This is a genomic window from Paraburkholderia sp. C35, from assembly GCF_003121405.1.
Taxonomy (GTDB): Bacteria; Pseudomonadota; Gammaproteobacteria; order Burkholderiales; family Burkholderiaceae; genus Paraburkholderia.
The window spans coordinates 23,134-33,135 of the sequence record NZ_QBUY01000102.1 but is presented as its reverse complement, the minus strand read 5'-3'; the positions used below and the strand labels follow the sequence as shown (position 1 = coordinate 33,135).

Below are 10,002 nucleotides of genomic sequence, written 5' to 3'. Positions count from 1 at the left end.
GGATGAGGTGGTGGGGGCGAGGTGGAAGCGATGCCTCAAAACAGATCGTCTTGCTTACTGCGGAATCCGCTCAATCCGCTCAAAAGCTGAGAATCCGCTCAGTATCCGCTCAAAATTTGCCGTATCCGCTCATTTTCGGTAGTATCTGCTCAAAATTGAGCGGATACTGAGCGGATAAATGGCAAGATCCATCTACACGGACGTACTCGACGCTATCCAGCGGTTGTCTCACGCCGGGCAGTCGGACGTTTCCTCTGGCGACGTCGTGCGTGCTACGCAAAGTAGCCCCGCGACCGTCCGCCGCCATCTGGAAGCACTGGTTGCAGGCGGGCAACTCACGCGCAGCGGACAGGCACGATCGTCCCGCTACCGGCTGGCTGTTGCCGTCTCGCCCGCGACAGCAGAAGCGCCCTCTATTGGTCTGAGTCCCGTCTGGTCACCCGCCTCCGTCGAACTCGGCCACAAACTCGATCTGCCTTTGGCCGCGCGCGACCCCGTCACGTACAGGCGCGAATTCGTCGAAGACTACGTGCCCAATGAGAGCTGGCTAATGCCGCAAGAACTGGCCGAATCGCTGTATCGCGATGGTCGCCTGCGCGAACAGCAGCCAGCGGGAACGTACGCACGCAAGGTGCTGGAGCAACTGCTCATCGATCTGTCGTGGTCGTCCTCACGTCTGGAGGGCAACCGCTATTCCTTGCTGGCCACGGAGGAACTGTTCAGGCGCGGCACGGCGGGCAGCGACGCCGACGCCGTGATGCTCCTCAACCACAAGGCAGCCATCGAGTTTCTGGTCGACGCGGTGCCGCTGCAGGGCCTCTCCACCGCGCTAGTCCGAAATCTGCACGCAGTGCTCATGCAGGATCTTCTGGTGGATACGGATTCACTGGGCGTGATCCGCAAGAAGGTGGTCAACATCAGCGACACGGTCTACGTTCCGACTCAAGTGCCGACCGTGCTCGAAGAGATGCTGGAGACTATCCTGCGGAAGGCCCGCCTCATCAAGAATCCGATCGAGGCCGCCTTTTTCCTGTGGGTGAACCTGGCCTACCTGCAACCGTTCGAGGATGGCAACAAGCGCACCAGTCGTCTTGCCGCGAACATTCCGCTGATGCTCTACAACTGCTCGCCGTTGTCGTTTCTGGACGTCGATCCGCATGATTACGCCCAGGCGATGCTCGGCGTGTACGAATTCCTCGATGTCTCGCGCGCGGTCGATCTGTTTGCGTGGACCTATCGGCGATCGATGAGGAAGTATGTCGTCGTGATGGAGTCCATGGGCGCGCCGAATCCTCTACGACTGCAGTATCGCGAGCAGTTGACGGAGGCAATGGGTCTGGTGGTGCGTGACCACAAGTCGATGCAGGCCGCGTTGACGGAACTGAGGTTGACTGAAGACGGGGCGCCGGGTTTCCAGGCGATGCTCGTCGATGAGTTGAAGAAGCTGGAAGTCTTTAATTGCGCGCGGTATCGATTGACGATGAGCGCGACGCAAGCGTGGATCGAGGCCGGTCGGCAGTACTGAGTCTGGCTCGCTGGCGCACACGCCAGCGCAGTGTCGCATCCGGGCTGGCGCCGCAGCCCACAACCCTCCCGCCGTTCCCGCACCGCAGCATCTCCCCAACCCAGCCTAAAACATGCCAGAAATGGCATGCCTCATATCATGGTATTCCATAATATTGATCTCCTTGGTGCGGACCATAAGATGGCATACCATAATCTCACGCAACGACATTCACGGCCCCGAGCCGCCGTAAGGAGAACGATATGAAGCTGGAAGTGCGCAAGCTGGTCACCTACGTCGAAGAGACCTTTATCGAAGGCGGCAAGGAAGCACCACGTCCGCTGAAGCTGTTCGGCGCTGCGGCCGTGCTGCGCAACCCATGGGCGGGTCGCGGTTTTGTCGAGGATCTGAAGCCGGAAATCCACGGCCTCGCGCCGCAACTGGGCGAGATGCTGACGGCGGAAATGCTGCGCGTGGCCGGCTCCGGCGATGCCATCGAAGGCTACGGCAAGGCCGCCATCGTCGGCACGTCGGGAGAAATCGAGCACGCGTCGGCGCTGATCCATACGCTGCGTTTCGGCAACCACTACCGCAAGGCCGTCGGCGCAAAAAGCTATCTGAGCTTCACCAACCTGCGTGGCGGCCCGAACTGCCCGATCTCGATTCCGCTGATGCACAAGCACGACGAAGGCATGCGTTCGCACTACCTGACCGTGCAGTTCTCGATCGTCGATGCACCTGCGCCCGATGAACTCGTGATCGCGCTCGGCGCATCGATTGGCGGACGCCCGCATCACCGCATTGGCGACCGCTATCAGGATCTGAAGGAGCTCGAGTCCAATGAAGCCTGAGCTCGCTCCCGTGCGCGCCGTATCGCGTGGCGAAGCTGCCGGCACGAGCTACAGCGTGCACGCGCCGCAATCCGCCGATGCGCGCGAAACGGTGGTGCTGATTCACGGCGTAGGCATGAACCAGAGCGTGTGGGCGCCGCAGATCGATGCGCTGACGTCCGCCTATCAGGTGGTCGTGTACGACATGCTCGGTCATGGCGACAGCGCGCTGCCGACTTCCATGCCGACGCTCGATGAATACGCGTCGCAGCTCAATGCATTGCTCGACACGCTGTACATCGAGCGCGCTCATGTGGTCGGGCATTCGATGGGCGCACTGGTCGCACTCGAGTTTGCGCTGGTGCATCCCGGGCGCACACTGAGCGTGGCAGCGCTCAACGCGGTGTACGACCGCACGCCCGCGCAGCGCGCAGCGGTGATGAACCGCGCGGCAACACTCGGCGATACATCAGCAGAAAAACCCGCCGATGCCAGCACGGAAGCCGGCATCGACGCCACGCTGTCGCGCTGGTTCGGCGATCCGATTCCCGTGCACCTGACGCAAGCGGCGCAAGCTGTGCGTGGGCTATTGCTATCGGTCGATCCCGTTGGCTATGCGCGCACCTACAGGCTGTTCGCATCGTCGGACGATGCGCATGTCGGCCGGCTCGCGAGCCTCACGGTGCCCGCGCTGTTCCTGACGGGCGAATGCGATCCGAATTCGAGTCCGGCGATGTCGCGCGCGATGGCCGCTGCCGCACCGCATGGACGCGCGGAAATCATCGCGAACGAGCGTCACATGATGAACGTTACCGACCCCGCGCGCGTCAACGCAAGCCTGCTTGCATTTCTCGCCGAAGCATCGGCGTCGAGCCTGACCGACGACGTCAAACCGGCGCGCAAGCAGGCGATGAATGGATCGATCTCTGGAGAACATCATGGCTGAGTCTCTCAATCCGCAGCCTGTCGATATCGCGGAGTTCCGCCGCGCACTCGGCGCATTCGTCACGGGTGTGACGGTTGTCACGACGATCCAGCCCGACGGCTCGCCGCGCGGCTTCACGGCGAATTCGTTCACATCGGTATCGCTCGATCCGCCGCTGGTGCTGGTGTGCATCGCGAAGACGGCTTCCAGTTACGAAGTGTTTTCGCAGACGCAACACTTCGCGATCAGCGTGCTCGCTGAAGACCAGAAGAACGTGTCGGGCGTGTTCGCATCGAAAGCCGCCGACAAGTTCGCGCAGGTCGCGTGGTGCGCTCGCACGACGGGCGCGCCCGTCATGGATGGCGCGGCGGCGAGCTTCGATTGCACGACCCATCAGGTGGTCGATGCCGGCGATCACATCATCCTGATCGGACGCGTGGTGGATTTTGTTCATACCAGTTCGTCGCCGCTCGGCTATTGCCGGGGCGCGTATGTGAACTTCAGTCTGTCGCAGGATGCGCTGGCTGCAGCGGGCGCGCGTGCGCAGGTCGGCGCGATTCTCGAACATCGCGACGGTATCGTGTTGCTGGATACACCCAAAGGTCTGCAGCTTCCGACGGGTCACAAGCTCGAACCCGCAAGCGATACAACCAGTCTCAACGGCGTGCTTGCGAAGCTTGGCCTCAAAGTCAATCTCGACTTTATTTTTGCCGTGTTCGAATCGGGCAACGGGCCATCGTCGAGTGTGCAGATTTACTACCGTGGGCGCGTGATCGAAAGCGGCGCGGCGTTCATGGACAGCGCGATCCGCATCGTGCCGCTCGCGGCGATTCCATGGCACGAACTGCGCGACGACGCCGTGCGCTCGATGCTGGAACGCTATGTGCGCGAACGCAGTGAAGACGCATTCGGCATCTATGTCGGTGATACGGAAGCCGGCACCGTGCAGACACTCGCACTCGCGCACTGACGCTCCCGCTCATCTCGCAGTCGCTATCGGAGAAGACACATCATGAAGTTTTCGTTGTTCCTGCACATGGAGCGGTACGACAACACCACGTCGCATCGCGAACTGTTCGACCAGATGACGGAGCTGGTGCAACTGGCCGAGCGCGGCGGATTCGAAACCGCGTGGATTGGCGAGCATCACGCGATGGAATTCACGATTGCACCGAATCCCTTCGTCAATCTCGCGTATCTCGCGGCGAAGACGGAACGCATCCGTCTCGGCACGGGCACCGTGATCGCACCGTTCTGGCATCCGATCGCGCTCGCGGGCGAAGCGGGCATGGTCGATGTAGCCAGCAATGGCCGTCTCGATCTCGGCATTGCGCGCGGCGCCTATTCGTTCGAATACGAGCGCCTGCTGCCCGGCCTCGATGCAATGAGCGCAGGCGCACGCATGCGTGAAATGGTCCCCGCGCTGCGCAAGCTCTTCAAGGGCGACTACGCGCAGCAGGGGGAGTTCTGGTCGTGGCCTTCATCGACGCCCGTGCCGCGTCCCATGCAACAGCCGAATCCGCCGATGTGGCTCGCCGCACGCGATCCGAACTCGCACGCCTTTGCAATCGCGAACGGCTGCAACGTGCAGGTGACATCGCTGGCCTCCGGTGATGCCGAAGTCGTGAGCCTGATGGAGCGCTTCAATGCAGCGTGCGCTTCGCATCCCGACGTGCCGCGTCCGCAGGTGATGATGCTGATGCATACGTTCGTCGGCGCGAATGCGGCTGAAGTGGATGCGGCCGTCGAAGATCTCGCGACCTTCTATCGCTACTTCAGCAAGTGGTTCAAGAACGAGCGTCCCGTCGATCAAGGTTTCATCGAGCCGCTCACGGACGCCGACGTTGCCATGTTCCCGCAGTACTCATCCGAAGCGATCCGCAAGAACCTCGTGATCGGCGAGCCGAAACAGGTGATCGCGCGGCTGAAGGGCTACGAAGAACTCGGCTACGACCAGTACAGCTTCTGGCTCGACAGCCATATGAGTTATGAACGCAAGCGCAAGTCGCTGGAACTGTTCATCTCCGACGTGATGCCCGCCTTTGCATCCCGCTGACCCAACTGAAGTGACGCACTAACCGAACACGGAGTGGCTGACATGGTCCAGCGGTTCCAGCAATACATCGACGGCACGTTCGACGATGCGCGCGAGCAGTTCGACAGTGTCGATCCGTCGACAGGCGAGGTGTGGGCGCAAATGCCTGCCGCCAGCGCCGACGATGTCGACCGCGCAGTGCAGGCAGCGCATCGCGCGCTGACCGATCCGGCGTGGGCAAACCTCACGGCGAGCGCGCGCGGCAAGCTGCTGTACAAACTCGCCGATCTCGTCGCGCAACACGCGCCGCGTCTGGCCGAACTCGAAACGCAGGACACGGGCAAGATCATTCGCGAGACGCGCAGCCAGATTGGCTATGTCGCCGAGTACTACCGCTATTACGCGGGCGTGGCCGACAAGATTCAGGGCGCGTGGCTGCCCGTCGACAAACCCGATATGGAAGTGACGTTGCGGCGCGAACCCGTCGGTGTGGTGGCGGGCATCGTGCCGGGGAATTCGCAACTGTTTCTCTCGGCGGTCAAGGTTGGACCCGCGCTCGCAGCGGGTTGCCCGATCGTCCTCAAGGCATCGGAAGAAGGCCCGGCGCCCTTGCTCGAATTCGCGCGGCTCGTGCATGAAGCAGGTTGTCCGAAAGGCGTCGTCAACATCGTGACAGGCTTCGGCAACGATTGCGGACGCACGCTGACGAGTCATCCTCTGGTGTCGCGTATCGCCTTCACGGGCGGTCCGGAAACCGCACGTCACGTGGTGCGCAATTCTGCGGAGAACCTTGCGTCGACATCGCTGGAACTGGGCGGCAAGTCGCCCGTGCTGGTATTCGACGATGCCGATCTCGACAGTGCGTGCAATGCCGTCGTCGCGGGCATTTTTGCAGCGACGGGTCAGAGTTGTGTCGCCGGATCACGGCTCGTCGTGCAGCGCGGCATTCATGATGCGCTGATCGAACGGCTGATCGCAAAGGCGCAGGCGATCCGCATCGGCAATCCGCAGGATATGGATACCGAAATGGGTCCGCTTGCGACGCGCCGTCAACTCGAACACATCGAAAAGGTACTGCGCGCAAGCATTGAAGCGGGCGGACGCGTGGTGACGGGCGGCAAGCAGCCGGACGGTGTGGGCAAGGGTAACTACTTTCTGCCGACTATCGTCGATTGTCCGAACGCGCAGGTGCCGAGTGTGATGGAAGAACTGTTCGGCCCGGTATTGAGCGTCGTCACGTTCGATACGGAAGCCGATGCAATCGCGCTCGCCAACGACACACGCTATGGCCTCGCATCCGGTGTCTTCACACGGGATCTCACGCGCGCGCATCGCCTGACGCGTGCATTGCGCGCGGGCATCGTGTGGGTGAATACGTATCGCGCAGTGTCGCCCATCGTGCCGTTCGGCGGCTATGGATTGAGCGGCCTTGGACGCGAAGGCGGACTCGACGCCGTGCTCGAATACACGCGCACCAAGTCGGTCTGGATTCGCACATCGGACGAACCGATTGCCGATCCGTTCGTCATGCGCTGAAGCCCAACTGTCGAGGACGCCACATGTACTACGAAATCCGCACGTACCGCATCAGGACAGGCGCCGTGCCTGCCTATCTGAAGCTCGTCGAGGAAGAGGGCATCGAGTTGCAGAAGCGGTATCTGGGTCAACTGATCGGCTATTTCTTTTCGGAGATCGGGCCGCAAAACCAGATCGTGCATATCTGGGCTTATCCGAGTCTCGACGAACGCGAACGCCGTCGCGCGGCGCTCGCTGAAGATCCGACGTGGCAGGCCTTTGCGCCGAAGATTCAGGCGCTGATGGAAGAGATGGAAAACAAGATCATGAAGCCAGCACGGTTTTCGCCGCTTGGCTGAACCTGAGAGAGAACATTCGCTGGCCGCCGTAGACATTGTCTCGATACCCCACCCGTTTCCCTGGAGATTGACATGAGCAGCAGAAGCACTTCGTTTATCGCGCCGCTGATCGCCTTCTGCGCGGCAACCTTCGCGGCGGCGCCCGTGTTCGCCGCGGATCCCATTGTGTTCACGAGTTGGGGCGGCACCACGCAATCGTCGCAGCAGAAGAACTGGGCGCAGCCGTTCACGCAGGAAACGGGCATCAACGTGCTGATGGATGGACCGACCGACTACGGCAAGCTGAAGGCCATGGTCGATAGCGGCAATGTGAACTGGGATGTCGTCGATGTGGAAGGCGATTTTGCGTATGCGGCGCAAAAAGCAGGGCTGATCGAACCGATCGATTATTCCGTCGTGAAGAAAGACGAACTCGATCCGCGCTTCTCGACGCCGGATGCCGTCGGCAGCTTCTATTACTCGTTCGTGCTCGGCTACAACAAATCGAAGTTCACGGGTGCACAGCCGTCCACGTGGGCCGATCTGTTCGATACGAAGAAATTCCCCGGCAAGCGCACGTTCTACAAGTGGTCGGCACCGGGCGTGCTCGAAATCGCGCTGCTCGCCGATGGCGTGCCGCCCAACAAGCTCTATCCGCTCGATCTCGACCGTGCGTTCAAGAAGCTTGACACCATCAAGGGCGATATCGTCTGGTGGAGCGGCGGTGCGCAATCGCAGCAACTGCTGGCATCGGGTGAAGCGCCGATTGGCATGTTCTGGAATGGACGCTTGCATGCGCTCGAACAGACGGGCGTGCCCGTCGGCATTTCGTGGAACCAGAACCTGACGGCCGCCGACATGCTGGTGATCCCGAAGGGTGCGAAGCATAAGGCGGAAGCGATGAAGTACCTGGCCGCCGCCACCAGCCCGCAGGCACAGGCCAAGTTCGCCACGGATACGGGCTATGCGCCGATCAACGTGAAGTCGGCCTCGCTGATGTCGCCCGCCGTCGCGAAGACGCTGCCCGATCAGTACAAGACCTCGCAGATCAATCTCGACATGAAGTACTGGGCCGAGAACCGCGATGCCATCGCCAAGCGCTGGTACGCATGGCAATCGAAGTGAGCGTGACGCTCGCAACGCGCCGCACTGTGATTGAAGTGGATGGGAGACACCATGCCTAATGTTCTGAGTACCGTCGCGCATGCTCCCGCGACGGCCGCACGCCGGCGGCGCGACTGGCGCAGCGTGCGCCTGCTGATACCCGCGCTGCTGCTGCTGGTGATCTTCTTTCTGCTGCCTGTGCTGTCGTTGCTGTTGCGCAGCGTGCTCGAACCGTCGCTGGGCCTGCAGAACTATGCGCAACTGGTCGGCTCGACGACCTACTTGCGTGTGTTCGGTAATACGTTTCTGGTGGCTACCGTGGTGACGCTGGCGACGCTGCTGATCGGATTTCCGACCGCGTGGCTGCTTGCCATCGCGCCGCGCAAGCTGAGTTCGCTGCTGTTCGCGGTCATGCTGCTGTCGATGTGGACCAACCTGCTGGCGCGTACTTTTGCATGGATGGTGCTGCTGCAACAGACGGGCCCGATCAACCGCATGCTGATGGCGCTCGGCATCATCAGCGAGCCGCTCACGCTGGTGAACAATCTGATCGGTGTGACGATCGGCATGACGTACATCATGCTGCCGTTTCTGGTGATGCCCTTGCACGCGACGCTTCGCAGCATCGACGCGTCCACGCTGCGAGCTGCTGCGATCTGCGGCGCGAGCCGCTGGCAGGCATTCTGGCGCGTGCTGGTGCCGCTGGCGATGCCGGGTGTCGCGTCGGGCGCGCTGATGGTGTTCGTGATGGCGCTCGGTTACTTCGTGACGCCTGCGTTGCTCGGCGGTGCGTCGTACATGATGCTTGCTGAACTCATTGCACAACTGGTGCAGCAACTGCTGAACTGGGGTCTTGCCGGCGCGGCTGCGTTCGTGCTGCTCGCTGTGACGCTTTCGCTGTACGCGCTGCAACTGCGCTTTACAGGCAGTGCACGCGCTTTGGGAGGCCGCTGACATGTTGCTCGATTTCGACCGTCTGGGCGCGTTGCGCTGGGCCTTGCTTGCCGTTGGCGCCGCCGTCGCGCTGTTTCTTCTGCTGCCTATCGTATTCATCGTCGCCTTGTCGTTCGGCGATTCGCAGTGGCTGATCTTTCCGCCGCCGGGCTGGACACTGGAGTGGTATCGCCAGCTGTTCACCGACGCCGGCTGGATCGACTCGCTGCTGACGAGCGTCAAGCTCGCGGTGATCGTCACGGTGCTGTCCGTGCTGATCGGTTTTCTTGCTTCTCTGGCACTGGTGCGCGGCAAGTTTCGCGGACGCAACGCCGTGCAGGCGTTCTTCCTCACGCCGATGGTGTTGCCCGTTGTCGTGCTGGCCGTCGCACTGTATGCGTTCTTCCTGCGCATCGGCCTGAGCGGCACCATGACGGGTTTCGTGATCGGCCATCTGATCATCGCGTTGCCGTTCTCGATCATTTCGATCAGCAACTCGCTCGCGAGCTTCGATACCGCACTCGAAGATGCCGCGCTGATATGCGGCGCGTCGCCGCTCGAAGTGAAGCTGCGCGTCACGTTGCCTGCGATCCGGCTCGGCATCTTTGCTGCCGCGATCTTCTCGTTCCTTGCATCGTGGGACGAAGTGGTGGTCTCGATCTTCATGGCAAGCCCCACGCTGCAGACGCTGCCCGTGCGTATCTGGGCAACGCTGCGGCAAGACCTGACGCCTGTCGTCGCGGCGGCGTCTTCGTTGCTGGTCGGCCTGACGACTGTGTTGATGCTGGCGGGCGCGGTGCTGCGCCGCGCACGATAAC

At 61.7% G+C, this 10,002-nt stretch carries 10 protein-coding genes; all 10 read left to right on the top strand.

Translation table 11 applies throughout. The features are described 5' to 3' along the window. The first annotated feature begins 178 nt into the window (after positions 1-178). The 10 genes from DK391_RS35930 (at position 179) to DK391_RS35885 (ending at position 10,001) form a co-directional block, all read left to right on the top strand. Positions 179-1,525: a Fic family protein gene (locus DK391_RS35930; protein ID WP_109482758.1), complete on the top strand. Its 1,347-nt coding sequence runs from the start codon at positions 179-181 to the stop codon at positions 1,523-1,525. Positions 1,526-1,767: 242 nt separating this feature from the next. Beyond that, positions 1,768-2,355, top strand: a complete 588-nt coding sequence (locus DK391_RS35925) for an amino acid synthesis family protein (protein WP_054923433.1) — start codon at positions 1,768-1,770, stop codon at positions 2,353-2,355. After that, positions 2,345-3,280 (top strand): alpha/beta fold hydrolase, encoded by a 936-nt coding sequence (locus DK391_RS35920; RefSeq protein ID WP_109482757.1) that lies wholly within the window; start codon positions 2,345-2,347, stop codon positions 3,278-3,280. The genes DK391_RS35925 and DK391_RS35920 overlap by 11 nt, the downstream gene beginning before the upstream one ends. Beyond that, positions 3,273-4,229 (top strand): flavin reductase family protein, encoded by a 957-nt coding sequence (locus tag DK391_RS35915; protein WP_109482756.1) that lies wholly within the window; start codon positions 3,273-3,275, stop codon positions 4,227-4,229. Before DK391_RS35920 ends, DK391_RS35915 begins: the two co-directional genes overlap by 8 nt. A 42-nt stretch (positions 4,230-4,271) precedes the next feature. Beyond that, the gene (locus DK391_RS35910) at positions 4,272-5,315 is read left to right on the top strand and encodes an LLM class flavin-dependent oxidoreductase (RefSeq protein WP_109482755.1); all 1,044 of its coding nucleotides are present in this window, start codon (positions 4,272-4,274) and stop codon (positions 5,313-5,315) included. Between the two features lie 42 nt (positions 5,316-5,357). Next, the gene (locus tag DK391_RS35905; protein WP_109482754.1) at positions 5,358-6,830 is read left to right on the top strand and encodes an aldehyde dehydrogenase; all 1,473 of its coding nucleotides are present in this window, start codon (positions 5,358-5,360) and stop codon (positions 6,828-6,830) included. Between the two features lie 23 nt (positions 6,831-6,853). After that, positions 6,854-7,168, top strand: coding sequence for an NIPSNAP family protein (locus DK391_RS35900; protein WP_109482753.1), 315 nt, complete (start codon positions 6,854-6,856; stop codon positions 7,166-7,168). A gap of 72 nt (positions 7,169-7,240) precedes the next feature. Then, a complete protein-coding gene (locus DK391_RS35895) occupies positions 7,241-8,272 on the top strand; it encodes an ABC transporter substrate-binding protein (RefSeq protein ID WP_109482752.1) in 1,032 nt (343 codons plus the stop codon). Between the two features lie 51 nt (positions 8,273-8,323). Next, the gene (locus DK391_RS35890) at positions 8,324-9,205 is read left to right on the top strand and encodes an ABC transporter permease (protein WP_109482751.1); all 882 of its coding nucleotides are present in this window, start codon (positions 8,324-8,326) and stop codon (positions 9,203-9,205) included. 1 nt (position 9,206) lies between these two features. Beyond that, on the top strand, positions 9,207-10,001 hold the full coding sequence (locus DK391_RS35885; RefSeq protein ID WP_109482750.1) for an ABC transporter permease: 795 nt from the start codon (positions 9,207-9,209) through the stop codon (positions 9,999-10,001). Position 10,002 lies beyond the last annotated feature (1 nt).